The following is a 24655-nucleotide window of genomic DNA, read 5'->3' on the forward strand; positions in this document are numbered from 1 at the left end:
TTGGTGGAATCGTGGTGACGGATGGGTTCGCAGGCCCGGAACTGCCTAGGCCTGCGGCTCCATGCGCATGGGAATGGTGACGGGTCCGTCATTGACCAGGTGCACCTGCATGTCGGCGGCGAACTCGCCGGTCTGCACCTGAGCGTGGGCAAGCCTGGCCTGGTCCACAAAGTATTCGTAGAGGCGTCGGCCTTCGTCGGGCGCGGCGGCTGCGGTAAAGCTGGGGCGATTGCCGCCTCTGGTGTCGGCCGCCAGCGTGAACTGGCTGACCACCAGCAGTCCTCCGCCAATGTCCTGCAGGCTTTTATTCATCTTGCCGGCCTCATCGCTGAAGATGCGCAGCTTGAGCATCTTGGCCAACAGCTTGTCGGCCTCGGCCTCGGTATCGCCGCGCTCGGCACAGACCAGCGCCAGCAAGCCCTGGTCGATCTGGCCCGTAATACGGCCGTCGACCTCCACGCGCGCCTGCTTGACGCGCTGAATCACACTCATCATGTACTCAAACCTTCCTTGGCCGCACCCTGTGCTTCGCCGCCCTGCTCTCCATCGGCCACTTCGCTGACCGTGTTCATGCCCATGGGCAGCAGCTCGATGCGGGCATACAGGCCTGGAATGGCCTGCAGCAGCGCGGCTTCAATCTCGGAGCGCAATTGTGCCGCTCGCTGCACGCTCCACTGGCCGGGAACATGCATGTGAAAGTCCACAAAGCTGCGCTCCCCCGCCTGGCGGCTGGAGATATTGTCAAAGTTCACCCCCTCGTTGCTCTTGACATAGCCGTCCAGCAAAGTGTCAATCTTGAGACGCTGCGGCGCGTCCAGCGCCTGATCCATCAGTCCTTGCGAGGACTGCCAGACCAGTTGCACCCCCTGCACGCAGATATGCACAGCCACTGCCAGAGCCACCAGTGCATCCACCCACAGCCAGCCCGTCAAGGCGGCGGCCAGCAGCCCGACCACCACACCCACCGAAGTCCAGACATCGGTCAGCAAATGCCGCGCATCGCCCTCCAGCGCCATGGAGCGGTATTTGCGTGAAGAGCGCAGCATGACCCAGGCCAGCAGCCCGTTGAAGACGGTGCTGAGCAGCGACAGCATCAGGCCCCAGCTCAATTGCTCCAGTGGTTGCGGGTTCCACAGCCGCGACAGCGCCGCCCAGGCAATCGCCAGGCTGGCGCCTATGACCAGCACGCCCTCGAAACCGGCCGAGAAGTACTCTGCCTTGTAATGTCCATAAGGGTGCTCGGTATCCGCCGGTCGCTTGGCCACGGTCACCATGGTCAGAGCAAACATGGCTCCGGCCAGGTTCACAAAGGACTCCAGCGCATCGGACAGCAGGCCTACCGAACCGGTCAGCCACCAGGCCAGGGTCTTGAGCACAATGGTGAGCAGTGCCACCACCACGGACAGGCGCAGCAAATTGTGCGGCTGCAGCCATTGTGAATATGTTGAGACGTCAGATTTGGACATGTTCAGGTTCTACAGCCTCTATATCACCAAGTGCTTTGATACATCAATAGTCTTTGCAAGTTGTCTATAAAGCAACCCAGAATCCCTTATCGTGATGGACATGTCATGGTCGAGGCTGACCTGATTCCTATATAAATACTCCCAGAAAAAAGGGAGGCGCATGCCTGATACGTTGATAGCACAGCAACCGAGGGATGAGGACGCCATTCTTCGACTGGTGGCCGATACAGCGCCCGCTATGCTGGCTTATTTTGATGCCGACACACGCGCCTGTCGTTTTGCCAACGCGCGCTATGCAGAGCACTTTGGCCACACCATGCAAACCATAGTGGGCATGGATGTGCGTGACATTGTGGGCGAGCTGGTCTGGACACAGATCGAACCTTATCTGGACTCCGTGGCCGTCGACAACACTCAGACGCTGCGCTACACCCGCCAGGTCGAAAACGAAATTGGCCGGCTGCAGCACATCGAGGCAGTGCTGCGCCCTCACGAGGAAAAAGGCGTACTCAAGGGCGTTGTGGCGCTGATGACCGATGTCAGCCACCACCATCTGGCGACACAGCAGATACGCGACAGCGAAGAGCGCATGCGCAAGTTCGCTGCCATCACCACCGAGGCCATCGTGCTGCATCGTGACGGCATCATCACGGACGGCAATGACGCACTGGCCCGGCTGGTTGGCTACTCGCTTGGCGAACTGCGCGGCACGCCGGTTCTCGATTACGTGGCACCTGAAGCGCGCCTGCGGGCGCTGCAGAACATGCGCAGCGAGCGAGAAGATCGCCTCGAGTCCGTGATCATGCACAAGAACGGCCAGCTAATCCCCGTAGAGATAGAGGCCTGCACCATGCCTGGAGAAAAGGACAGGCATCGCATCGTCCTGCTGCGCGACCTGACCGCAAGCCTTCAGACCCGGCAGCACATGGACTATCTGACCCAGCATGACCTGCTGACACATCTGCCCAACCGAGCGCGTCTCAACCATTTGCTGGCCGATGCCATCGCCAGGGCTGCCGGCGAGCAATCACGACTGGCGGTGCTGTCACTGGACCTGGACCAGTTCAAGGCGGTGAACGATTCGCTCAGTCATCAGGCAGGGGATCTGCTGCTGTGCGAGCTTGCAAAGCGGCTCCGGAGCACTGTGGGTGCTCAGGACATCGTGGCCCGCACCGGCAGCGACGACTTTGTGGTCGTGCTGCCCGACAACCCCGGCCTGCTGGAGACCGAGGCCCTGCTGACTCGACTTCGGGCCACAGCAGAGGCTCCCTATCTGATCGAGGGTACCCAACTGGTGATTTCCGTGAGTGTCGGCATCGCCATGTATCCCAAGGACGGGAGATGTCCGGCGTCCCTGCTGAGCAATGCCGAGGCCGCCATGCAGATGGCCAAGAGTCGCGGCCGCAGCTTCTCCCAGTTCTACACTCCTGCACTCGAAAGCCGGGCCACACGCATGCTGATGCAGGAGCAAATGCTGCGCAACGCCGTGGAACGCGGTGAGTTCGAGCTGCATTACCAGCCGCAGACCCTCATGCAGACCGGCGAGCTTTCAGGCTTTGAAGCCCTGGTGCGCTGGAAGCACCCGCACCGCGGCCTGGTCTCGCCCGACGAGTTCATCGGCTTTGCTGAAAACCGGGGGTTGATCGCGGCCGTGGACCGCTGGGTGCTCTATCAGGCCTGTCGTCAAGCCCGTGCCTGGCAGCAACAAGGCTTTCCCGCCATCCCCGTGGCCGTCAACCTGTCGGCACAGGAATTCCGCCAGCGCGATGTAGTCAAGGAAGTGGCGCAGGCACTGGCCGACACGGGGCTGGACGCCTGCTATCTGCACATCGAGGTCACAGAAACCACGCTGATGCTCTCGGGCAATCAGATGCAGCAGACTCTGCATGCCCTCAAGGCACTGGGCGTGGGACTGGCAATCGACGATTTCGGTACCGGCTACTCGTCTCTTGCCTATCTGCGCAAGCACCCCATAGACCGACTCAAGATCGACCGCTCATTCGTGACCGATCTGCCCCACAACCCTGATGCGGCCGCCATTGTCAATGCCATCGTGCAGATGGGCCGTAGCCTGCATCTGGAGATTCTGGCCGAGGGTGTGGAAAGCACTGAACAGCTGCAACTTCTGAGGGAGATGGGCTGTGCCATGATGCAAGGGTTTCTCGTGTCAGCGCCATTATCTGCCGAGCAGGCTTCGGCATGGATGTCGCAACACTGTCAACTGCTACAAAGACAATAGTGCATGGCCTCGAATACACCGACACCCTCTCATAAAAGCAGCAGCATGTTTCATACGGATGCCCCTCAGGCATTGGCCCATGTGCAGCAGCTGTACCGCGAGCAAATCGATCATCTGCGAGCTGCCATGCAGCGTTTCGTGGCGGGTGAAACTCCGGCCGCGCCCATTCATGCCTACTACCCGTTCGTACGCATCAAGACCACCACGGTGGCGCAAGCCGATACCAAGCTGACCTACGGCTTTGTGGAAGGCCCGGGCACCTACGAGGCCACGCTGACCCGGCCCGACCTGTTTGCCAGCTACTTCGGCGAGCAACTGCGCCTGCTGATCCTGCACCACCAGGTCCCCATCGAAGTGGGCCTCAGCGACAAACCCATCCCGATTCATTTCTCGTTCGCCGACAACGACCATATCGAAGGCTCTCTCTCGCCAGAGCGCCGCATGCTGATGCGCGATGTGTTCGATCTGCCCGACCTGGAATCCATGGACGACGGCATCGCCAACGGCACCTGGCGCGCGGCGGCAGGCGAGGCCCTGCCTCTGTCGCTGTTCACCGCCCCGCGCGTGGATTACTCGCTGCATCGCCTGCGCCACTACACAGGCACGGCCCCCGACTGGTTTCAGAACTTCGTGCTGTTCACCAACTACCAGTTCTATATCGACGAATTCATCCGCCTGGGCCACGCCGAAATGGCCAAGGAGGACAGCGAATACATTGCCTTTGTCGAACCCGGCAATGTGGTGACCCGCCGCGCCGGCCTGCCCGCGGAAGCCGTCGACGAACTCGGCACGGCGCCGCCGCGCCTGCCGCAGATGCCGGGATACCACCTGGTGCGCGCGGACAACAGCGGCATCACCATGGTCAATATCGGAGTGGGCCCGGCCAATGCCAAGACCATCACCGACCACATCGCCGTGCTGCGCCCCCATGCCTGGATGATGCTGGGCCATTGCGCAGGCCTGCGCAACAGCCAGCAGCTGGGCGACTATGTGCTGGCCCACGCCTATGTGCGTGAAGACCATGTGCTGGACGAAGAGCTTCCTCTATGGGTGCCGATTCCTGCGCTGGCCGAAATCCAGGTCGCGCTGCAGCAGGCCGTGGCCGATGTGACGCAGATGGAGCGTGCCGATCTCAAGCGCATCATGCGCACCGGTACCGTGGCCAGCACCGACAACCGTAACTGGGAACTGCTGCCCGACAACCTGCCCCAGCGCCGCTTCAGCCAGAGTCGAGCCGTGGCGCTGGATATGGAGTCGGCCACCATTGCCGCCAACGGCTTCCGCTTCCGCGTGCCCTATGGCACCTTGCTGTGCGTGAGCGACAAGCCGCTGCACGGCGAAATCAAGCTGCCTGGCATGGCCAACCATTTCTATCGAGAGCGTGTGGACCAGCACCTGCGCATCGGCATGCGTGCCGTCGACATACTGCGCGAAGGCGGCTCCGACCGCCTGCACAGCCGCAAGCTGCGCAGCTTTGACGAAGTGGCCTTCCAGTAAAGCCCAGCCATGCCGGAAACCGACCCGTTTTCCATGACATTGATGGTGGCCGTCAATTTGATGACGGTCGCTTTTGCACTGCCATGGTTTATGGGTCAGCAAATGAGCCGGGCGACCAGAAATGCTCAGCAATTCCTACTTTTGCAGGGGCTGGCCTGGTTGCTCGTCTTCTGCGCCGGGCATGTACTCCCCTTCACATGGAATGCGCTGCTGTCGATATCCAGTGCCGCTGCTGCAACCGGCGCACTGTGGCAGCTGCATAAAGCACTCAAGGGTTGGCTTGGACCTCGCAACAAGATACTCACCCGCTCCCTGGCCGTTCTGTGCCTGCTGACACTTGCGGGCGTGCTGGTTCTGATCGAGAGCAAGCCCTACCGGTTGGCTTGGTTCAATATCAGCTACGGCTTGAGCCTTGTCACTCTGGTCTGCCTGACCTTATCGCCTCAAACCAACTCGGCCACGGCCTGGCGTTATCTGCTATTGGGTGCTGGCCTTTGCATCGCAAGCATTCTGCTCATACGCGGCTACTTCACCTTGAACGCTCCCTGGCTGCGCAGCTTTGCAGAGGAACCCAGCCCACATATGCTGCTTTCGTGGCTGATCCCCATGGGTTCCGCCATTCTTTTCGTATCGATCCTGATGGCCTGCCGTGACGAAGAAGTCCGCCAGCGATCCGCAAACGCACCAGAAGACAGCCTGACCGGCCTGCCGCTGCGCCAGGCCATCAAGAACCAGGCCCGCTTCATGCTGAACAGAGCTCGACGCGAAGGCCTGCCGCTGGCCTTGATTCTGATCGACATGGATCACTTTTCCCGGGTCAACAGCCGCCATGGCTATCAGGCCGGAGACGCGGCGCTGCAGCTCATGTCACGCACTCTGCGAAAGCAGATGCGCGGCGACGAGGTCGTGGCCAGATGGCAGGGTGAATCCTTTTGCCTGCTGATTCACGCCGATCAATTGGGTGTCAGGTCGCTGCTGACCCGCATCCAGTCCGCATTCCAGATCGGCGCGCAGTACGAACTGCAGATGGATCTGGACTTCAGTGCGGGTTGTGCCCTGGTCCCCTCAGCCTGGAAGAGCCTGAGCCTCAACGAGCTGGCCAGCCATGCCGGCACCGCCCTGCAACATGCCAAGAATCAGGGCCGGGGAAGGGTGGAATGCACCACTCTGACGCCTCCGCCCGGCGAGGATCATGCCCCCTCCGACTTGGCTCCGCTGGCCTGAGTCAGCACTCGGCCTTGATCAGATCTGCCGCCTTCTCGGCGATCATGATGGTCGGCGCATTCGTATTGCCGCTCACGATGCGCGGCATGACCGATGCGTCGACCACGCGCAGCCCTTGCACGCCATGCACCCGCAAGCGTGCATCGACCACATCCTTCACGCCAGGCCCCATGCGACAGCTTCCCACAGGGTGATAGATGGTGTCGGCGTAATTGCGGATGAACTGCTCGATCTCCGCATCGCTGCGCGCCTGTGCCGAATACTCCAGCTCCCGCCCCTCGAAACGGGCCAGCGCAGGCTGCCCGAGAATTTCGCGCATGCGGCGTACGCCGCGCACCAGGCGCTGCATATCGTCGGCCTCGGCAAAGAAGGCAGGGTCTATGAGCGGCATGGCTCTGGCATCGGCAGAGGCCAGCTTCACGCTGCCCCGGCTCCTTGGCTGCAGCAGACAGACATGGCAGGAATAACCGTGACCCAGCACCGTCTTGCGACCGTGGTCGACCAGCTTGCCCACCACAAAATGCAGCTGCAGATCGGGTGCACGCTCCTGCGGCCCGCTGCGGACAAAGCCGCCGGCCTCGGCAAAGTTGCTGGTCAGCATGCCCCGGCGCTCATTGCGCCAGCGTCCCATGCCCTGCCAGACATTCCTGAGGCCGGCAAACGACAGGCCAAAGCTGTCCGTCATCTGCGGGCCGTCCACCACCTGCACCACATCGGGGTGGTCATGCAAATGCTCGCCCACACCGGGAAGGTGATGCACGACATCAACGCCTGTTTGCTGCAGGTGCTCGCCCGGCCCTATGCCAGAGAGCATCAGCAGCTGCGGCGACTGCAGCGCCCCCGCACAAAGCAAAACCTCGCGCCGGCAGCGCAGCTGCCGGGTCTGACCACCCTGCACATACTCCACTCCGACAGCTCGGCGACCTTCCATCAGCACCCGCAGCACCTGCACACCGGTCAGGATTTCCAGATTGGGCCTGCTGCCTCGCACCGGTGTCAGATAAGCCTTGGCGGCACTGCAGCGCTCGCCCTTGTGATGCGTGACCTGATACAGACCCACGCCCTCCTGAGCTGTGCCGTTGAAGTCCGGATTGTGCGCATGACCGGCCTGCACGCCTGCGCGCACAAAGGCCTGCGCCAGCGGATTCGGGTCGCAGAGATCGCTGACATGCAAAGGGCCGCTTGCGCCATGCAGCACATCTGCACCGCGCGCATTGCATTCGGCCTTCAGAAAATAGGGCAGAACATCGCTCCAGCCCCAGCCTGGATTGCCCTGAGCGCTCCAATATTCGTAGTCCGCGGGCTGGCCGCGCAGATAGATCATGGCATTGATGGAGCTGGAGCCGCCCAGCACCTTGCCGCGCGGCTGGTAGCCCCGCCGACCATTGAGGCCGGCCTGCGGCACTGTGCTCATGGCCCAGTTGAAGTTTTTCTGCTTGGCCATCAGCGCCAGCCCTGCCGGGCAGTGGATGAGCACGCTTTTGTCTTCGCCACCGGCCTCCAGCAAGGTCACGCTGACCTGCGAGTTCTCGCTGAGCCTGGCTGCCAGCACCGCACCAGCGGAGCCGCCTCCCACTACCAGATAGTCACGCATGTCCGCACTCCTTTTGCCGCAAATTCTGACCAGAGGTCTGCAGCGGCGAAACGCGGAAAAACACGGTCGTGCAGAAAAAATACTGTCATCGTGATGACTCTTAACACCCCAACCATGCCCGACTAGGGTCAAACCCGGTCAGAACCGGGATAACATTTTCCCGTTCAAACGCACTTATCTGAATGGAGACAAAAAATGGCAATCCAAACCGTAGGCATCATCGGCGCCGGCACCATGGGCAACGGCATCGCGCAGGCTTGCGCCGTGTCTGGCATCGACGTGGTGATGGTGGACATCTCCGAGGCCGCCGTGCAAAAAGGCCTGGCCACCGTGGCCGGCAGCCTGGACCGCCTGATCAAGAAGGAAAAGATCAGCGAAGCCGACAAGAACGCAGCGCTGGCACGCATCAAGACCTCGACCAGCTACGACGATCTGAAGTCGGCCCAGCTGGTGATCGAAGCCGCCACCGAGAACTACGAGCTCAAGGTCAAGATCCTCAAGCAACTCGATACCCTGCTGGCACAGGACGTGATCGTTGCCACCAACACCTCGTCCATCTCCATCACCCAGCTGGCAGCTGCCACGCAGCGTGCCGACAAGTTCATCGGCATGCATTTCTTCAACCCCGTGCCCATGATGGCCCTGGTGGAGATCATCCGCGGCCTGCAGACCAGCGACGCCACCCACGATGCCGTCAAGGCCCTGTCGGAAAAACTGGGCAAGTCGCCCATCACCGTCAAGAACGCTCCCGGCTTTGTGGTCAACCGCATTCTGGTGCCCATGATCAACGAGGCCTTCCAGGTGCTCAGCGAAGGCACGGCCTCGGCCGAGGACATCGACGCCGGCATGAAGCTGGGCTGCAACCAGCCGATTGGCCCGCTGGCCCTGGCCGACATGATCGGCCTGGACGTCTGCCTGGCCGTGATGGAGGTCTACCTCAAGGAATTCGGCGACAGCAAGTACCGCCCCTGCTTCCTGCTGCGCGAAATGGTGGCTGCCGGTCGTCTGGGCCGCAAGACCGGCCAGGGTGTTTACACCTACTAAATCGCCGGCCTCCAGGTCTTGTGCGCGACTGCGGCGGCTGCGACAGCCGTCTAAGGTTGCAGCAGGAGACCTGCCATGCAAATCGACCATCCCAGCCCTCCGCCCGAGGGCTGCATTTCTTGTGAAGTCCGCGGCCATGTGCTGCTGATAGGCATCAACCGCCCAGCCAAGCGCAATGGCTGGACGCCGGCCATGTTCCAGCAACTGGCAGAGGCCTATACCCGGCTCGACGACGAGCCAGAATTGCGCGTGGGCCTGCTCCATGCTTTCGGCGAACATTTCACGGCGGGACTGGATCTGCCTGTCATCGCCGAGTTCATGAAAAGCGGCCAGAAGGTCATCCCTGCAGGTCTCGTGGAGCCTCATGACTATGGCCTGCCCGGCTACCGCCGCCGCACCAAGCCCATGGTCGCAGCCGTCAAGGGCATCTGCTTTACCGTCGGCATAGAGCTGATGCTGGGCGCCGATATCGTCGTCGCAGCCGACAGCAGCCGCTTTGCACAGATGGAAGTACAGCGCTGCATCATGCCCACGGGCGGCGCCACGCTGCGCATGCCCGAGCGCGCCGGCGTGGGCAATGCCATGCTGCATCTGCTGACCGGCGACGCCTTCGATGCAGCCGAAGCCCTGCGCTGCCACTTTGTGCAAAAAGTGGTGCCTGCAGGCCAGGAACTGGACGAAGCTTTTCGCATTGCCGAGCGCATTGCCGCCCAGGCGCCGCAGGCCGTGGTGGCCACGCGCCTCAATGTCCTCAAGGCCATAGAGCTGGGCCAGGCCGCCGCCGTGGCCGATTTCATCCCCGTGCAGCAGCGCCTAGCCAACAGTGAGGACGCCGCCGAAGGCGTGCGCTCCTTTATCGAGAAACGCCCAGCCCGTTTTACCGGTCGTTAACCCCAAGTCCAAGAGGTGATGATGAGCTTGAAGTCTTTTTCGCGCAAAGCGCTTGTGCCACTTGCGCTGACAGCTATGGTTTCTGTAGTCTATGCACAGGCTGCCGCACCCGCCTTGCCCGACCCGGCCAGCACCAGCGTACGGGCCATGGGCTGGATGCAGGGCTTTCCGCCCGCTGCCGACAAGCTCATCACCTTCGACAACCCCGTGGGCAACACCTTTCCGCGAATACGCTGGACCTTCTCGCATATCCGCGAAATCACGCCCACGGCCAATGTCTGGCGCGGCCCGGGCGCTCCCAGCGCCCTGCGCTCAGCTCCGGTCGACATCGAGCAAGTGCGCTTCAAGGTCATGGGCACGGGCGAGGAGCTGACCTTTGCCCAGGCACTGGATCGCAACTACACCGACGGCATTCTGGTCATGCACAAGGGCCGAGTGATCTATGAGAAATATCTGGGTGCGCTGGAGCCGCAGCGCCCGCACCTGGCCATGTCGGTCACCAAGTCATTTGTCGGCACCCTGGCCGCCCTGCTGGCCCACGAGGGCCTCATCAAGCCCGAGGCACCGGTGACCGACTATCTGCCCGAGATGAAGAACACCGCCTATGGCGACGCCACGGTGCGCCAGGTGATGGACATGACGATCGGTGTGAAGTACTCCGAGAACTACGCCGATCCCAAGGCCGAAGTCTGGGACTACGCCCGCGCCGGCGGCATGATGCCCCAGGGCAAGGACTATGCCGGGCCCAGGAGCTTCTACGAATTTCTGCAGACCCTGCAGAAAGAGGGCGAGCATGACCAGGGATTTGCCTACAAGACAGTCAACGCCGAAGTTCTGGCCTGGATCGTGCGCCGCGCCAGCGGCAAGCCTCTGGCCCAACTGCTGTCCGAACGCATCTGGAGCCGCATCGGAGCCGAGCAGGACGCCTACTTCATGGTGGATCGCATAGGCACGGAATCGGGCGGCGGCGGGCTCAACACCACGCTGCGCGACCTGGCCCGCTTCGGCGAGCTGATGCGCAACGAAGGCCGCGCCGCCAGCGGCCAGCAGGTGCTGCCCAGGGCCGTGGTCCAGGACATCCGCCGCGGCGCCGACCCGGCCAAGTTCGTGAAGGCCGGTTATGCCACGCTGCCCGGCTGGTCGTATCGCAATATGTGGTGGGTCTCGCACAACCCCAACGGGGCCTATATGGCGCGCGGCATTCACGGTCAGGCCATCTACATCGACCCCAAGGCCCAGATGGTGGTGGTGCGCTACGCCTCCCACCCGATTGCTGGCAATGCGGGCATAGACCCGACCAGCCTGCCCATGTACCAGGCGCTGGCCGATGCACTGACCACCCGTTAGGCACTTGCCCGCTAGGCACGAGACAGCCTCAGCCGCGACAGGCTCCGCTCACGGAGCCTGTTTGCATTGCACCAGACCTCTGCACTGTCTCCTGCGGTTTGGTGATCTGCAAATTAAATTGCACACAATTTAATTGTCTGCAATAATTCAGCCCATGCGATCCGATAACGACCTTCTCCCCGACGGCTCCGAGCTGCTGCGCCTGGACAATCAGGTCTGCTTTGCGCTGTACTCGGCATCGCTGGCCATGACCAAGCTCTACAAACCCTTGCTGGATGCCATAGGCCTGACTTACCCTCAGTACCTGGTCATGCTGGTGCTATGGGAAGGTGACCAGCTCACGGTCTCGGAACTGGGCGAACGTCTTTACCTGGATTCAGGCACGCTGACGCCCTTGCTCAAGCGACTGGAGAGCGCAGGCCTGCTGGCACGCCAGCGCGATGCACAGGACGAACGCCGCGTGCGCATCGCCCTCACGGATACCGGCCGGGCACTGCGCGCCGAAGCCGAAAAAATACCTGCCTGCGTGCTTCGGAGCACGCAGTGCACCCTGCCCGAACTGCAGGCTCTCACGGGCCAGCTCGGCACACTGCGCGCACGGCTGGCACCGCGCCGCAGCCACTCCTGACGATTTCCTCCACCCGCCCGCATTGCCGGGCAATCTCGCAAAGGAAGACACCATGGCCCAACTCGACAAGGTTCTCTACACCGCCCACACCCACACCACCGGCGGCCGCGAAGGCGCTTCGCGCACCGATGATGGCCGTCTGGACATCCAGCTGAGCTCGCCCGGCGGCGCCGGCAAGGGCACCAACCCCGAGCAGTTGTTTGCTGCCGGTTACTCCGCGTGCTTTATCGGCGCCATGAAGGCCGTGGCCGCTCGCCAGAAGCTGACCCTGCCTGCCGACCTGTCGGTAGACGCAGAAGTCGATCTGGGCCCCGTGGGCGAAGTGTTCGGCATCGCCGTGCGCATGAAGATCAGCCTGCCCGGCATGGACAAGGCTGCGGCCCAGCAACTGGTGGACGCCGCTCACAAGGTCTGCCCCTACTCCAACGCCACGCGCGGCAATATCGACGTGACGCTGACCATCGCCTAAAGCGGCTCAGGCCACAGGGCACCGGGCGCTGCAACATAGCGCCCGGTGCCCAGTTCGAAGATGCCTTCAAGCGTCAGCGGCCCGGCAATATCGGCCGCCGCATAGCGGGCCAGCGCCAACACCCTTACCTCGAAGACCGGCAAGTCCTGGATCAGTGCCAGCAACTTGTCCACAGCCTCTCGCAGTGGCAGCCGTCTCGCATAGTGGCCCAGGGTCACATGGGGTACATAGCGCCAGCCCGGCGCGGGCTCCATGGGCACCAGCGCCTTATGCAGGCGCTGCAAGCATTCCTGCCCCCGGCCGACGCCCAGATAAGGCACGGTGGTGAAGCTGCCAGCCCCCGCGACTTGCACGGCAAAAGGGCGCAGCCGCAGGCTTTGCAGCATGGCGACATCGGCGCGCAGCGCCAGCCGGTCATATTCCCGCGCCTCATGCCTGTCCCCGCCCCTGCACAGCCCCCTATAGGCCAGCGTGATATGCGGCTGGCGCGCATGGCGCGGCAACAGGGCATCACCGAGTCTGGATCTGGCCTGCTGCAGCAAGGACTCCAGGTCAGGGCCTTGCAGCATCACCACCCAGACGGCGCACCAGGGGCAGCCTTTGTGCCACTCGGCAAAATCCCGGTCCTCGCAGGGCTGTGAAAGTTCTTCGCTCTCTTGCATGCGGGCAGTGTGCCAGCTTCGGCCGCATGCACGGCACCAGGACAGTTTTCCCACTCTTCAGGCCGCCAAGCCTGGCCTGTCAAATGGGTACCGCTATCAAATCAAAAGCAATCTTGTCGGCGTATGCGCAACCCCGTCCGACCCGGACTGGCCTGTTTGGGCCTGACAATGCAGGGATGAGCGATACACAAGACCCCTCTCACCCCTATGCGGACCTCACGCCGGACTGCGTGATCGATGCGCTGTGCAGCACGGGCCTTGTGCCGGACGGACGGCTGACGGCGCTGAGCTCCTATGAGAACCGCGTCTATCTGGCCCACCAGGACGAGGGCGACAAGGTCGTCGCCAAGTTCTACCGCCCCGGCCGCTGGAGCCGCACCCAGATCGAGGAAGAGCACGCCTTCTCCCAGGAGTTGGCGGACGGGGAAGTTCCCGTGGTTGCGCCGCTGGTGCTGCAAGGGCAGACCGTGCATGAACATGCGGGCTTTCTGTTCAGCATCAGTCCCTGGCGCGGCGGGCGCCGCCCCGAGCTGGACGACTGGGAGGTGCTGGAATGGACAGGCCGCTTTCTGGCCCGCATCCACACCGTGGGTGCCGCTCGGCCCTTTGCGCATCGTCCGGCGCTGAACCTGAAAAGCTTCGGCTACGAATCCATGCACTATCTGCTCGAACATGAGGTCGTGGCGCTCGAAGTGCGCAGCCGCTGGCAGCAGGCTTGCGACAAAGCTCTCTCATTAATAGCACCATCCGCTGACGGATTAAGCGCCGCAGGCCATTTTGGCTTGCATTCTGCAACGCAAATTCGCCTGCATGGCGACTGCCACCCGGGAAACATTCTCTGGACGCCGCTGGATGACGAAGGCCACGGCGGCCCGCATTTTGTCGATCTGGACGATGCACGCAGCGGTCCTGCCGTGCAGGATCTGTGGATGCTGCTCTCGGGCGACCGGGGCCAGCAGACCCAGCAGCTGTCGGCCCTGCTCGAAGGCTATGAACAGTTCCGCAGCTTCGACCGGCGCGAGCTGGCACTGATCGAGCCGCTGCGCACCCTGCGCCTGCTGCATTACAGCGCCTGGCTGGCGCGCCGCTGGCAGGACCCGATCTTTGCCATCAACTTCCCCTGGTTCGGCAGCACAGACTACTGGCAGAGCCAGGTAGACATGCTGAACGAACAGATCGAAGCCATGCAGCAGGAGCCACTCTACGCCTAGGGCGGTCAATACCTGCAAAGAGCTAGCAGCGCCCCTGCAAGCGGCATTCGGGCACGAGCTGCCCGCGTGCATCGCGCCATTGCACGGCATCGCTGCTCTGCGCGGGGGCCGGCGGCGGCGCGGGCTGCGCCTGCGGTGCCTGCGGTGCCTGCGGTGCCTGCGGTGCCTGCGGGCGGTTGGGATCATGCAGCACGGTGGAGGATCCCACCCCGACACCCACGCTGGCACCGCCCACACCAGTGGAAGCGCCGACACCAGCACTTCCCAGCACCTGCCCGCGCTGGTTGACGCCTACGCCCACACCGACAGGCCCGACGCCCGTGCCGACGCCTGCGCTGAGACCGCCGCTACCCAGACCCACGCCCACGGAAAACGGCCCCACCGGAATCCCGACGCCCACTCCGGCCCCGACGGAGCCGCAGGCGGGCAAGGCCAGCACCAGAGCAGCGGCGCAAACCGTGCTCAGGATTCTGTGATGACCGGGCTTGATGGTGACTGGCATGGAATTCATCTCACTGACTCTCACTGACGTTTGACAGCCGCATTGTCACCGGCCGTGCCCGCAAAAAGGTTATCAATCAGTAGCTCGACCAGCGGCTTGAGGGCCAGTTTCTGCGAGCCCTCGGAGGCCAGCAGGTTGTTGTGCACTAGCGCCATCCAGAACGGGCTGGCCAGCAACTGGGCACTGCGGCTGACCGAGCGGGTCTTGAGCTCACCCTCTTTCACGGCCAGCGCCAGCAAGTCCTGCACATAGTTCTGCCAGGCATCAAAAGCCAGCTCTTTGTACAGTCTGGCCAGCTCGGGCGCATGCCGTGCCTCGCTGAGCACCAGGCGTGCCAGCATGCCACGCTCGCTGCTGTCCACGGCCTCCAGCGTCGGCAGCAGACTGCGGCGCAGTAAGGAGCGCACCGTTTCGCCCTTGCGGCGCCGGAGCGGCTGATAGACGGCCGAGTGCCGCAGCGCATGCTCCACCACACCCCGCAGCAGCTCGTCCTTGGAGGGGTAGTAGAGATACAGCGTGCCCTTGGCCACCTGCGCGCGGCAGGCAATGCGCTCCATGGTGCTGCGGGCCACGCCACACTCCACGAACTCGGCCAGTGCGGCCTCCGCAATCTGCTGACGGGTCTGCGCTGTCTTGTCGAGACTCGGGCCACGCGTGCGCCGCTGACGCTTTGCCTGGGTGCCGATATCCGGGTCTGCGCAAGGGGCAGCCGCTGCGCCATTCGCCATGCGCTGAAATCCTTTTCTAGAATTCATAAAATTGACCAATTAGTCATTTTTAATAATTTTAGGCCAAGCCGACTTGCCCGCACCGGGCATGCGGATGACTGCTCCACCAAAGCCTTCCCAATGCAATCCCGTCTGAGCCCCTATGCCTGGGTCTGCTTTTCCATGTGCGTCGGCGTCATGGGAACGGCGCTTGCCAGCCCGCTCTACCCGCTCTACCAGCAGGCCTGGGGGCTGCAACCCAGCCATATCACGCAGATTTTCGTGACCTATATGCTGGGCGCCTTGATCAGCCTGCTGTTTCTGGGCCGTCTGACCAACCTCTTCGGTTTTCTCAAAGTGCTGCGCCTGGGACTGATGGTGATGACCGTGGGCGTCATCGGCTCGGCCCTGTCCTGGAATGCCTGGAGCCTGGGTGCCTCCCGCTTCGTCATCGGCCTGGCTTCGGGCCTGATCACCACCTCGGCTTCCATAGGCATGACCCAGCTCAACAACAAGGGGGACCTGCAGCGTGCGGCTGCGACCACCAGCCTGACGATTGCCTTCGGCTTCGGCCTGGGGCCCGTGGTGGGCGGCCTGATAGCACAATGGGTGCCATTCCCCCTGGTCAGCAGCTATCTGCCGCCCATCGCCCTGAGCTTTCTGGGCATCCATGCGCTGTTCAAGATCCAGCTGCCGGCGACCAGTGCGCCTGTCCACAACGCTCCCGGCCTGACGCTGAAAGATGTTCTGCCCAGCATCTCCCAGCCGCGCAAGCCCTTTCTCTACCACTATGCGCTGGGCTGCATGGCGGCGTTCTCCGCCTTCGGCATGTTCAGCCTGTTTGCCGCCATGGCCCCCAGCTTTATGGCCCAGATGCTGCCCTGGCACGGACCGGCAGTCTCTGGTCTGTCCATTGGCGTCATCCTGTTTCTGTCGGCCGGCATCCAGCTCGTCGCCCGACCCTACCCCACCAAGCGACTGATCATCATCGGCTTCTTCGCCCTGGCGGCGACCAATGCCCTGCTGGTTCTCAATCTGTTTGCCGGCTCGCCATGGCTGTTCGCTCTGAGTGTTCTGAGCATGTCCTGCGGTCATGCACTGTGCAATCTGTCGGGCATGGCCGTGGTCAACAAGGTCTCCAAGCCCGTCAACCGCACTGGCCTGCTTTCCACCTATCTGGTCGTGGGCTATGTAGGCACCATCGTCCCCATCCTGGGCATGGGCTGGCTGTCCGACCATATCGGGCTGACGGGCGCACTGATAGCCTTCTGTGCCTGTCTGGGCCTGCTGTCCGCACTGCTTGGCATCATCAGCGCAAGGGCACGCGTGCTGCCCGTTCCGCGCCAGTAGGCACGACTATCTGAAATGCGGGCCGGCTCCCTGCGCCGCCAGACAGTCATGGTCGTTGCGCAGCGGGCAGGCCTGCAGAGACAGGCAACCACAGCCTATGCAGGAATCGAGCTGATCCCTGAGCTGAGTCAGCATCGCGATGCGTGCATCGAGCTGTGCCTGCCAATGCAAGGACAGGCGACTCCAGTCGGCCTTGCCGGGCACGCGGTTGGCCGGCAGATGGGCCAGTGCCTGCGCGATCTCGGCCAAAGGCACTCCCATGCGCTGGGCCACCTTGATCACGGCCACCCGCCTCAGCACCGCTCGTGCATAGCGGCGCTGATTGCCTGCGGTGCGCGCACTCTCGATCAGGCCCTGCTTCTCATAGAAATGCAGGGCCGATACCGCCACCCCGCTGCGGCTGGCGACCTCTCCCACACTGAGATCCGGCATTCCCTCAGCCTCGGCCACCAGGCCGCTGCCGCATCCATTCATATCGCCAGCCTCTTCACACTGCACAGTCATCTCCCGCTGCTTCCCGTTGTCCCTGCCTGGCCGCCATGACCGCAATCCTGTGTGGTCATACAAACCGCTTGACCTCAAGCTTAGTTGAGGTTGAACAATTCCAGCAGCTTCCAAAACAAAGGCCTGCCGCTGACGGGCCCTGCCGAAGCCGCCTTGCCTGAAAGACTTTCATGGACGCCAAGCCCAGTTTCATTGCCCAAGCCCCTTCCCCGCAACCGTGCTATCTGCAGCCCGCCGGTCTTTATGACAGCCTGCCCAATGGCTACACCCACGTGGTCACCGTCCAGGAGCCGCTGCGCTGGCTCTTCGTCTCGGGCCAGGGCGGAGAAAACGCCCTGGCCGAGCTGCCAGACAGCTTTGCCCGGCAGGCTGCGCAGGCTCTGGCCAATATCAAGACCGCCCTGGCCGCCGGCGGCGCGGACATGGGCCATGTGCTCAAGCTCACCGTGCTCATCGTCGATCATTCGCTGGAGCGCTTCGAGCACTGGCAAAGCGCCGTGAGACAGCATTGGGGCAGCGGCGAGGCCGGCGACCAGCGGCCGCGCTTTCCGGCCTGCACGCTGATTCCCGTGCCCAAGCTGGCCCTGCCCGGCATGCTGATCGAGGTGGAGGCCACGGCGGCCCTGCCCATGGCGGTGGGCGCCAAAGCCGCCACTCCCGCCTGACACCCTGCACCTGAACGCCTCATGAAGACCACAACACCAGCGGCCACTACCGTCCTCTCCAGAACCACCCTGCTGCTCATGGCCACGGCCTGCGGTCTGTGCGCCGGAGCCAACTACTTCAACCAGCCCTTGCTCAACTCCATGGTCCGGCATCTGCAGATCAGCGATGCCCAGGCCTCCAGCACCGTGACCATGGCCCAGGTCTCCTACGGCCTGGGGCTGCTGTTTCTCGTGCCGCTGGGCGATATGCTGGAGCGCCGCCGCCTGGTTCTGACGCTGATGCTGCTGGCCGCCTGCGGCATGCTGCTCTCGGGTATCAGCGGCCTGGCAGGCAGTTTTGCGCTGCTGGCTGCCGGCACGCTGATGGCCGGTGTCTTCTCGGTGGCCGCCCAGGTACTGGTGCCCATGGCGGCCACCTTCGCCGCCCCCGGCACCAGCGGCCGCGCCGTAGGGCTGGTCATGAGCGGCCTGCTGATAGGCATTCTGGCCTCGCGCAGCGTGGCGGGGATCCTGTCCGATCTGGGCGGCTGGAGCACCGTCTACTGGGCAGGTGCCATCGCTACGGTCTTCATGGCCCTGCTGCTGGCACGTGCCCTGCCCAAGGCGGCTCCCGCCGCTCCCGTCAGCTATGGCGAAGTCATGAAGTCCCTGGGGGACTTGCTGCGCCGGCATCCGCGCCTGCGCAGCCGCGCGCTGATTGGCGGCACCGGCTTTGCCACCGTGAGCGTGCTGTTCTCCACCATGGCGCTGCTGCTGGCCGGGCCGGGCTTTGAACTCTCGGATCTCATGATCGGCCTGATCGGCATAGTCGGCATTGCCGGCGCACTGATGGCCAATGTGGCAGGCCGCATGGCCGACAAAGGGCTGGAGCAGTCCACCACGCTGGCCGGCGCCATTCTGATGCTGCTGGGCTGGCTGTGCCTGTGGCTGGGCGGCAGCAGCATCTGGTGGTTCATGCTGGGCCTACTGGTGGTCGACGGAGCCTTGCAGGCCCTGCACATCAGCAACCAGAACGTGGTCTATGCATTGGCGCCCGAAGCCAGATCGCGCCTCAATGCCGTCTATATGACCACGTACTTCCTCGGCGCCTCCCTCGGTTCGGCACTGGGCTCGTGGGCCTGGCTACACCATGGCTGGACCGGCACCAGTCTCATGGGCGGCCTGCTGGGCCTGCTCACCCTGACCATGGTGCTCTGGGATCGCAGCCTGCTTGAACGTTCACGCAGCTAATCAATTTTGATAGCTGTTAGCACTCTACCCATAAGCGATACAGCCAGAAATCATGAAAAAATCCCCGCAGAGCCACCACTCTGCGGGGATTTTTATCGGGGAGAACGAACCGCTCAGGCCAGCAGCGCGTTCACACGCTTGACATAAGCAGCCGGATCTTCGGGCATGCCGCCCTCGGCCAGCACGGCCTGGTCGAACAGTATCTGGGCCAGATCGTTGAAGTGGACCGAGCCGTCCAGCTTCTTGACCAGGGCGTGATCGGGGTTCACTTCCAGCACCGGCTTGGACTCGGGCGCTGCCTGGCCGGCCTGCTTGAGCAGTCGGGCCAGTTGCAGGCTCATTCCGCCGTCGCTGACCACCAGGCAGGCGGGCGAGTCGACCAGGCGGCTGGTGGCGCGCACGTCTTCGGCACGGTCCTTGAGTGCTTCCTTGAGCTTGGCCAGCACGGGCTTGAAGGCTTCGGCGGCTTCCTCGGCGGCCTTCTTCTCTTCCTCGTTCTGCAGCTTGCCCAGATCCACGGCGCCCTTGGCCACGGACTGCAGCGGCGTGCCGTCAAAGTCGTGCAGATAGTTGAGCGCCCACTCGTCCACGCGATCGGTCATCAGCAGGACTTCGATGCCCTTCTTCTTGAACACTTCGAGCTGCGGGCTGTTCTTGGCCGCAGCCAGGGTGTCGGCCGTGATGTAGTAGATCGCGTCCTGACCTTCCTTCATGCGTGCCTTGTAGTCGGCAAACGAGGTGTTCAGGCCTTCGTGCGTGGTGGTGGCAAAGCGCAGCAGCTTGGCAATGCGCTCCTTGTTGCCGAAGTCCTCGCCCAGGCCTTCCTTGAGCACGGCGCCGAACTCGTTGTAGAACTGTGTGAACTTGCCTTCCTTGGCCTTGTCCTCTTCGCTGACCACGTCCTGCACGCCATCGGCAGCCTCGGCCGCAGCTTCGTGCCTGTCGTGCCGTGCCAGGTCTTCCAGCATCGACAGCACGCGCTTGGCCGAGCCATCGCGGATCAGGCGCACATCGCGGCTTTCCTGCAGCAGCTCGCGGCTCACGTTCAGCGGCAGATCGGCAGAGTCGATCACGCCCTTTACAAAGCGCAGGTACTGGGGCATCAGCGCTTCTGCATCGTCCATGATGAAGACGCGCTTCACATAGAGCTTGATGCCGGCGTGCTTGTCGCGCTGGTACAGGTCGAACGGGGCCTTGGCGGGGATGTAGAGCAGCTGCGTATACTCGGTATTGCCTTCGACGCGGTTGTGGCTCCAGGTCAGCGGGTCCTCGAAGTCATGGCTGATGGCCTTGTAGAACTCCTTGTACTGCTCTTCCGTGATGTCCTTCTTGGCGCGGGTCCACAGGGCGCTGGCCTTGTTCACGGTTTCCCATTCGCCGGTCTTGACCATCTCGCCGGGCTGATCGTTCTCGCCTTCCTTCCACTCTTCCTTTTCCATCAGGATGGGCAGGCTGATGTGGTCGGAATATTTGGAGATGACCTGCTTGAGCTTGTAGCCGTTGAGAAACTCCTCGGCATCTTCACGCAGGTGCAGGATGATGCTGGTGCCGCGCTGGGCGCGTTCGATCTGCTCGATCTCGAAGTCGCCCGTGCCGCCGCTGATCCAGCGCACGCCGGCCGATGCCGGAGCACCGGCGCGGCGGGTTTCCACGGTGATCTTGTCGGCCACGATGAAGCCCGAGTAAAAGCCCACGCCGAACTGGCCGATCAATTGCGAATCGGCCTTCTGGTCGCCGCTGAGCTTTTCCATGAAGGCCTTGGTGCCGCTCTTGGCAATCGTGCCCAGATTGTCGATGGCCTCCTGCTCGCTCATGCCGATGCCGGTATCGGTGATGGTCAGCGTGCGGGCAGCCTTGTCGAAGGAAACGCGCACTTCCAGCTCAGGCTGATCGCCGTAGAGGCTGGCGTCGCCCAGCGCTTCAAAGCGCAGCTTGTCGCAAGCATCCGAAGCATTGGAGATCAGCTCGCGCAGGAAGATTTCCTGGTTGGAATACAGCGAATGCGTGACCAGGTGCAGCAGCTGGGCCACTTCGGCCTGGAAGGAATGGGTTTGCTTTGTCATGTCTTTGTGAGCGAAAAACTGAAAATCAAAAGCCGCCCGGAGAACCTCTCAAGGCGATTCGCAGTCATAGCTAGGGCCTGCCCCTGATATTTCAAGGGCTATTCGGGCAAGAAAAAAGCGCAAGCGCTTATTCAAAAAGAATAGCTACTTGCGCTTATCAATAAAGGGGCATAGGCCAATTTCACTGAAAAACTGGCGCACCCCACAACCGGAGACAGCGAGCAAGGGCCTGGGCGGCCCCGCCGTCCCGCAGCGAGGCTGTCGTCCCCCTCCCAAAGAGAGAGGGGGAAGGCGCGAAGCGCCTCAGGGGGTGTCAGAAGTTTTCATGCGCAGCCAGATAGCGCCATTGGCCGGTGGGCAGATTGCCCAGGGTCACGCCGCCGATGCGGATGCGCTTGAGGCCCACGACCTTGAGGCCGACCTGTTCGCACATGCGGCGAATCTGGCGCTTCTTGCCTTCGGTCAGCACAAAGCGCAGCTGCTCGGGGTTTTGCCAGTCCACCTGGGCCGGCTTGAGCGGCTGCTCGTCCAGCGACAGGCCGTGGCGCAGCAGAGCCAGCTTTTCCTCGGGGAAGACGGACTGCACATCCACGTCGCGATCGCCGAAGGTCACTCGCACCAGGTATTCCTTGTCGACTTCCGAGTCCTCGCCAATGATCTGGCGCGCCACGCGGCCGTCCTGCGTCAGCACCAGCAGACCCACGGAGTCGATGTCCAGACGGCCGCAGGGAGCCAGGCCCTTGAGCTGGCTGAAGTTGAAGCGCGTCTTGCTGCGGTCTTCGTTCCAGCGGTTCTCGTTGGTGATCAGCACCACGGCGGGCTCATGGCCGTCCTCGGCCTGACCGCTGACATAGCCCATGGGCTTGTTCAGCAGGATGGTGACCTGCTGGTCCTGGCGCTCCTGAGCCTTCTGGTCGATCTCGATCCTGTCGCCGGGCACCACGTTCTGGCCCATGGTTGCGACTTCGCCGTTGACTGTGACCCAACCGTTTTCCACCCACTCATCGGCTTCGCGACGCGAGCACATACCCATGTCGGCAATGCGCTTGTTGATGCGCACGGCACCGGGACGATCGTCCTGGCGCGCCTCCACTTCGGGCGCACGCTTGACGGGAATTGCGCGATCCGAGCCATCGGCTGCGGGGCGATAGGTGCGAATACCGGTAGTGGGCCGGCGTGTGGCCTCCGACACAAACGAGCCGGGGATATGGCGCTTTTCAGGCTCGCCACCACGCTCGTCGCGGCGTTCGCCACGGCGCTCGTCGTTGCGGCGGTCGTCGTTGCGGCGGTCGTCGTTGCGGCGGTCGTTACCGCGACGGGCATCCCCGCGACGGTCGTCACGATCAAAGGAGCGGCCTTCGGGACGGTCACCGTAGCCACGGTTCTGCGGACGATCACCAAAGTCGCGGCCTTGCGGGCGATCGCCACCACGGCGCTCGCCATCACGGGGCTGGTATTCGCGGCGTTCGCCACCTTCGGAGCGGTCTTGGCGACCAAAACCACGGTTTTGCGGACGGTCACCAAAGTCACGACCCTGAGGACGCTCATCGCGGCGGCCTTCAAAGCGATCACCGCCACCGCCACGACGTTCGCCGTCGCGTGGACGGAATTCACGGCGCTCGCCGCCTTCGGAACGCTCAGGACGGCCCTGGTCAGGACGGCCAAAACCGGACGAACGTGGACGGTCGCCAAAGTCACGACCGCCTTGAGGACGGTCATCACGGCGGTCGTCACGAGGACGGAATTCACGACGCTCGCCGCCTTCGGAGCGCTCAAAGCGGCCCTGGTCGGGACGGCCAAAACCGGACGAACGTGGACGGTCACCAAAGTCACGGCCGCCTTGAGGGCGGTCATCACGGCGGTCGTCACGAGGACGGAACTCGCGGCGCTCGCCACTGCGATCACCATCACGCGACTCGCCATAGGGGCGGAAACCGCGGTCACCGCCGCCAAAGCGGCGCTCGCCGCCTTCGTCGCGATCGGCGCGGGGACGGCGCTCATCACGCTGCGAGAAGCCGCCGCGACGTTCACCGTCGTCACGAGCAGGACGGCCGCCGTCCGGTCGACCAAAACCGGAAGCACGAGGGCGCTCGTCGCGCTCACGCTGAGGGCGTGCGCCACGCTCGCCACGCGGGCCTTCGCCGCGCGGGCCACGATCTGTGCCGCCAGCAGGCCTGGAGCCACGGGCTGCCGCAGGCTTTTCGGCCTTGGCTGGCCTGGCCGGTGCACGCAAAACAGGGCGCGCCGACGAGGAATCCGAGGGCGCGGAGGATTTGCCAGCACCAGGGGCGCCGGACTCTTTAGGAGGTTTGACTGACATTTGGGCGTAATTGTCTCGCGACGCGCGGGCGCGAGGCGAGAGTTATCCACAATTCCAGCGCGGAGCTAGGTTATAGGGCGTACCTCAGGCAAGCGCCTTGCGCGACGCGCAGAACTCACCATGCCGCAGCGCTTCCAGGTCCAGTACGCGCAGACCGCCATACTCGATCTGGATCACGCGCTCGCGCTGCAGCACGGACAAGGCCTCGTTCACACGCTGACGCGACAGGCCGACCAGATTGGCCAGCTCCTGCTGGGTGATGCGCAGAATCTGCCCCACGCCGGGATAGAGCAAGGGGTTGAACAAGGCGGCCAGAGTGCGCGCCACGCGCAGATCGGGATTGCTCATGCGGTCGATCTCGCGCGCCGCGATGAACTGGCCCAGGCGCTCGTTGAGCTGGTTCATCACAAAACGGTTGAAACCTATGGAGTGATCAAGCAGCCAGTGGAACATGTCTATGGGCAGGCCGCCCACAACAGTCTTGCGGATGGCCTGCACGTTGTAGCGATAGGGCTCGCGCTTGATGACCGTTCCCTCGCCAAACCAGCCGCCGGGAGGCAGGCCGGCCAGCGTCATGCTGACTCCGTCGGCGCTTTCGGTGTTCATCTTGAGCAGGCCGTCGACCACGCCAAACCAGTAGGTAGGCGGGCGACCGGTGCGGCAGACATAGTCACCCGGCTCGGCATCGCCGACGAGCAGCACGCGTGCCACGTTTTCACGCTCTATGGGCAACAGAACGGGCCACCAGGGAATGCCATCGAGTTCTGAGCTCAAAGGCTTGCGCCGCCTTTGATGCAGGGACAGTTCTTGACTCATGCCCAGAAGCATTGCCAAAGCCGCGCTGGCGCAACAGCGGGATTTCCACGAGGCAGCAAATGCGCCATTTTCAGCAGCATTTGTTACAGCGGATTTTCACTATGCAGGCTTTCCCTCAAATTGTCGTCAAACAGACATCCTGACGTCAAAGTCGCTCATAGCATGTCTGCAAGACTTTCGTGAAGGGTAGCCGCGGCGGCTCCAACCCCAACCAAGAGGATCAGGC

Annotated in this window: 22 protein-coding genes; 12 read left to right on the forward strand and 10 right to left on the reverse strand. The window is 63.0% G+C overall.

Going from position 1 to position 24655, the window contains the following annotated elements:
- Positions 1 to 45: 45 nt before the first annotated feature.
- Positions 46 to 495, reverse strand: coding sequence for a D-aminoacyl-tRNA deacylase (gene dtd, locus V8Z78_RS06350; RefSeq protein WP_003068709.1), 450 nt, complete (start codon positions 493 to 495; stop codon positions 46 to 48).
- Positions 492 to 1466, reverse strand: coding sequence for a cation diffusion facilitator family transporter (locus V8Z78_RS06355; protein WP_057093707.1), 975 nt, complete (start codon positions 1464 to 1466; stop codon positions 492 to 494). Before V8Z78_RS06355 ends, dtd begins: the two co-directional genes overlap by 4 nt.
- Positions 1467 to 1626: 160 nt before the next feature.
- On the opposite strand from V8Z78_RS06355, the gene V8Z78_RS06360 reads away from it, so the two are divergent.
- The 3 genes from V8Z78_RS06360 to V8Z78_RS06370 are packed head-to-tail and all read left to right on the forward strand — an operon-like array spanning position 1627 to position 6426.
- Positions 1627 to 3705 (forward strand): putative bifunctional diguanylate cyclase/phosphodiesterase, encoded by a 2079-nt coding sequence (locus V8Z78_RS06360; RefSeq protein ID WP_349731097.1) that lies wholly within the window; start codon positions 1627 to 1629, stop codon positions 3703 to 3705.
- 45 nt (positions 3706 to 3750) lie between these two features.
- Positions 3751 to 5202 (forward strand): AMP nucleosidase, encoded by a 1452-nt coding sequence (locus tag V8Z78_RS06365; RefSeq protein WP_034354761.1) that lies wholly within the window; start codon positions 3751 to 3753, stop codon positions 5200 to 5202.
- A gap of 9 nt (positions 5203 to 5211) precedes the next feature.
- Positions 5212 to 6426 (forward strand): GGDEF domain-containing protein, encoded by a 1215-nt coding sequence (locus V8Z78_RS06370; protein ID WP_179626941.1) that lies wholly within the window; start codon positions 5212 to 5214, stop codon positions 6424 to 6426.
- Between the two features lies 1 nt (position 6427).
- Here the strand turns inward: V8Z78_RS06370 and V8Z78_RS06375 are convergent, their stop codons facing one another.
- The gene (locus tag V8Z78_RS06375) at positions 6428 to 8020 is read right to left on the reverse strand and encodes a GMC family oxidoreductase (protein WP_179626942.1); all 1593 of its coding nucleotides are present in this window, start codon (positions 8018 to 8020) and stop codon (positions 6428 to 6430) included.
- Between the two features lie 195 nt (positions 8021 to 8215).
- On the opposite strand from V8Z78_RS06375, the gene V8Z78_RS06380 reads away from it, so the two are divergent.
- From V8Z78_RS06380 to V8Z78_RS06400, 5 genes are all read left to right on the forward strand, one after another.
- A complete protein-coding gene (locus tag V8Z78_RS06380; protein ID WP_003068696.1) occupies positions 8216 to 9064 on the forward strand; it encodes a 3-hydroxybutyryl-CoA dehydrogenase in 849 nt (282 codons plus the stop codon).
- A gap of 75 nt (positions 9065 to 9139) precedes the next feature.
- On the forward strand, positions 9140 to 9955 hold the full coding sequence (locus tag V8Z78_RS06385; protein ID WP_039050101.1) for a crotonase/enoyl-CoA hydratase family protein: 816 nt from the start codon (positions 9140 to 9142) through the stop codon (positions 9953 to 9955).
- A gap of 21 nt (positions 9956 to 9976) precedes the next feature.
- Positions 9977 to 11302, forward strand: coding sequence for a serine hydrolase domain-containing protein (locus V8Z78_RS06390; RefSeq protein ID WP_349731098.1), 1326 nt, complete (start codon positions 9977 to 9979; stop codon positions 11300 to 11302).
- A gap of 154 nt (positions 11303 to 11456) precedes the next feature.
- Complete coding sequence (locus V8Z78_RS06395; RefSeq protein ID WP_179626944.1) at positions 11457 to 11930, forward strand: MarR family winged helix-turn-helix transcriptional regulator; 474 nt, start codon at positions 11457 to 11459, stop codon at positions 11928 to 11930.
- 52 nt (positions 11931 to 11982) lie between these two features.
- Entirely contained in the window at positions 11983 to 12399 is a 417-nt protein-coding gene (locus V8Z78_RS06400; protein WP_349731099.1) for an organic hydroperoxide resistance protein, read from the forward strand.
- Here V8Z78_RS06400 and V8Z78_RS06405 read toward each other — a convergent pair.
- Positions 12396 to 13061 (reverse strand): 2'-5' RNA ligase family protein, encoded by a 666-nt coding sequence (locus tag V8Z78_RS06405; protein ID WP_003068686.1) that lies wholly within the window; start codon positions 13059 to 13061, stop codon positions 12396 to 12398. The genes V8Z78_RS06400 and V8Z78_RS06405 overlap by 4 nt on opposite strands.
- Positions 13062 to 13237: 176 nt before the next feature.
- Here V8Z78_RS06405 and V8Z78_RS06410 point away from each other — a divergent pair, with 176 nt between their 5' ends.
- Positions 13238 to 14272, forward strand: coding sequence for a serine/threonine protein kinase (locus V8Z78_RS06410; protein WP_046460512.1), 1035 nt, complete (start codon positions 13238 to 13240; stop codon positions 14270 to 14272).
- 22 nt (positions 14273 to 14294) lie between these two features.
- Here the strand turns inward: V8Z78_RS06410 and V8Z78_RS06415 are convergent, their stop codons facing one another.
- Both V8Z78_RS06415 and V8Z78_RS06420 read right to left on the reverse strand, forming a co-directional pair.
- Complete coding sequence (locus tag V8Z78_RS06415) at positions 14295 to 14783, reverse strand: hypothetical protein (RefSeq protein WP_502878835.1); 489 nt, start codon at positions 14781 to 14783, stop codon at positions 14295 to 14297.
- 11 nt (positions 14784 to 14794) lie between these two features.
- Positions 14795 to 15502 carry a TetR/AcrR family transcriptional regulator gene (locus V8Z78_RS06420; RefSeq protein WP_003068679.1) on the reverse strand — a complete coding sequence of 236 codons (708 nt, stop codon included), beginning with the start codon at positions 15500 to 15502 and terminating at the stop codon, positions 14795 to 14797.
- 120 nt (positions 15503 to 15622) lie between these two features.
- On the opposite strand from V8Z78_RS06420, the gene V8Z78_RS06425 reads away from it, so the two are divergent.
- On the forward strand, positions 15623 to 16831 hold the full coding sequence (locus V8Z78_RS06425) for an MFS transporter (RefSeq protein ID WP_080944384.1): 1209 nt from the start codon (positions 15623 to 15625) through the stop codon (positions 16829 to 16831).
- 6 nt (positions 16832 to 16837) lie between these two features.
- Here V8Z78_RS06425 and soxR read toward each other — a convergent pair whose 3' ends face one another.
- Complete coding sequence (gene soxR / locus V8Z78_RS06430; protein WP_003068674.1) at positions 16838 to 17305, reverse strand: redox-sensitive transcriptional activator SoxR; 468 nt, start codon at positions 17303 to 17305, stop codon at positions 16838 to 16840.
- Positions 17306 to 17505: 200 nt separating this feature from the next.
- Between soxR and V8Z78_RS06435 the strand changes: the two genes are divergently transcribed.
- Positions 17506 to 18000 carry a RidA family protein gene (locus V8Z78_RS06435; RefSeq protein ID WP_003068672.1) on the forward strand — a complete coding sequence of 165 codons (495 nt, stop codon included), beginning with the start codon at positions 17506 to 17508 and terminating at the stop codon, positions 17998 to 18000.
- Positions 18001 to 18021: 21 nt separating this feature from the next.
- Positions 18022 to 19230 (forward strand): MFS transporter, encoded by a 1209-nt coding sequence (locus tag V8Z78_RS06440; RefSeq protein ID WP_349731100.1) that lies wholly within the window; start codon positions 18022 to 18024, stop codon positions 19228 to 19230.
- Between the two features lie 113 nt (positions 19231 to 19343).
- Here the strand turns inward: V8Z78_RS06440 and htpG are convergent, their stop codons facing one another.
- From htpG to V8Z78_RS06455, 3 genes are all read right to left on the reverse strand, one after another.
- Positions 19344 to 21293, reverse strand: coding sequence for a molecular chaperone HtpG (gene htpG / locus V8Z78_RS06445; protein ID WP_179626948.1), 1950 nt, complete (start codon positions 21291 to 21293; stop codon positions 19344 to 19346).
- A gap of 313 nt (positions 21294 to 21606) precedes the next feature.
- The gene (locus tag V8Z78_RS06450; protein ID WP_349731101.1) at positions 21607 to 23613 is read right to left on the reverse strand and encodes a pseudouridine synthase; all 2007 of its coding nucleotides are present in this window, start codon (positions 23611 to 23613) and stop codon (positions 21607 to 21609) included.
- Positions 23614 to 23697: 84 nt separating this feature from the next.
- Positions 23698 to 24429, reverse strand: a complete 732-nt coding sequence (locus V8Z78_RS06455) for a Crp/Fnr family transcriptional regulator (protein WP_003068662.1) — start codon at positions 24427 to 24429, stop codon at positions 23698 to 23700.
- Positions 24430 to 24655: the final 226 nt, after the last annotated feature.

Origin of the sequence: Comamonas sp. wu1-DMT (assembly GCF_040187805.1) — a bacterium.
GTDB lineage: Bacteria > Pseudomonadota > Gammaproteobacteria > Burkholderiales > Burkholderiaceae_C > Comamonas > Comamonas thiooxydans.

Excerpts from the sequence above, each read along its gene's own strand:
- dtd (WP_003068709.1), bottom strand. The coding sequence starts at position 495 with ATGATGAGTGTGATTCAGCGCGTCAAGCAGGCGCGCGTGGAGGTCGAC.
- V8Z78_RS06355 (WP_057093707.1), bottom strand. The coding sequence starts at position 1,466 with ATGTCCAAATCTGACGTCTCAACATATTCACAATGGCTGCAGCCGCAC.
- V8Z78_RS06360 (WP_349731097.1), top strand. The coding sequence starts at position 1,627 with ATGCCTGATACGTTGATAGCACAGCAACCGAGGGATGAGGACGCCATT.
- V8Z78_RS06365 (WP_034354761.1), top strand. The coding sequence starts at position 3,751 with ATGTTTCATACGGATGCCCCTCAGGCATTGGCCCATGTGCAGCAGCTG.
- V8Z78_RS06370 (WP_179626941.1), top strand. The coding sequence starts at position 5,212 with ATGCCGGAAACCGACCCGTTTTCCATGACATTGATGGTGGCCGTCAAT.
- V8Z78_RS06375 (WP_179626942.1), bottom strand. The coding sequence starts at position 8,020 with ATGCGTGACTATCTGGTAGTGGGAGGCGGCTCCGCTGGTGCGGTGCTG.
- V8Z78_RS06380 (WP_003068696.1), top strand. The coding sequence starts at position 8,216 with ATGGCAATCCAAACCGTAGGCATCATCGGCGCCGGCACCATGGGCAAC.
- V8Z78_RS06385 (WP_039050101.1), top strand. The coding sequence starts at position 9,140 with ATGCAAATCGACCATCCCAGCCCTCCGCCCGAGGGCTGCATTTCTTGT.
- V8Z78_RS06390 (WP_349731098.1), top strand. The coding sequence starts at position 9,977 with ATGAGCTTGAAGTCTTTTTCGCGCAAAGCGCTTGTGCCACTTGCGCTG.
- V8Z78_RS06395 (WP_179626944.1), top strand. The coding sequence starts at position 11,457 with ATGCGATCCGATAACGACCTTCTCCCCGACGGCTCCGAGCTGCTGCGC.
- V8Z78_RS06400 (WP_349731099.1), top strand. The coding sequence starts at position 11,983 with ATGGCCCAACTCGACAAGGTTCTCTACACCGCCCACACCCACACCACC.
- V8Z78_RS06405 (WP_003068686.1), bottom strand. The coding sequence starts at position 13,061 with ATGCAAGAGAGCGAAGAACTTTCACAGCCCTGCGAGGACCGGGATTTT.
- V8Z78_RS06410 (WP_046460512.1), top strand. The coding sequence starts at position 13,238 with ATGAGCGATACACAAGACCCCTCTCACCCCTATGCGGACCTCACGCCG.
- V8Z78_RS06415 (WP_502878835.1), bottom strand. The coding sequence starts at position 14,783 with ATGAATTCCATGCCAGTCACCATCAAGCCCGGTCATCACAGAATCCTG.
- V8Z78_RS06420 (WP_003068679.1), bottom strand. The coding sequence starts at position 15,502 with ATGGCGAATGGCGCAGCGGCTGCCCCTTGCGCAGACCCGGATATCGGC.
- V8Z78_RS06425 (WP_080944384.1), top strand. The coding sequence starts at position 15,623 with ATGCAATCCCGTCTGAGCCCCTATGCCTGGGTCTGCTTTTCCATGTGC.
- soxR (WP_003068674.1), bottom strand. The coding sequence starts at position 17,305 with ATGAATGGATGCGGCAGCGGCCTGGTGGCCGAGGCTGAGGGAATGCCG.
- V8Z78_RS06435 (WP_003068672.1), top strand. The coding sequence starts at position 17,506 with ATGGACGCCAAGCCCAGTTTCATTGCCCAAGCCCCTTCCCCGCAACCG.
- V8Z78_RS06440 (WP_349731100.1), top strand. The coding sequence starts at position 18,022 with ATGAAGACCACAACACCAGCGGCCACTACCGTCCTCTCCAGAACCACC.
- htpG (WP_179626948.1), bottom strand. The coding sequence starts at position 21,293 with ATGACAAAGCAAACCCATTCCTTCCAGGCCGAAGTGGCCCAGCTGCTG.
- V8Z78_RS06450 (WP_349731101.1), bottom strand. The coding sequence starts at position 23,613 with ATGTCAGTCAAACCTCCTAAAGAGTCCGGCGCCCCTGGTGCTGGCAAA.
- V8Z78_RS06455 (WP_003068662.1), bottom strand. The coding sequence starts at position 24,429 with ATGAGTCAAGAACTGTCCCTGCATCAAAGGCGGCGCAAGCCTTTGAGC.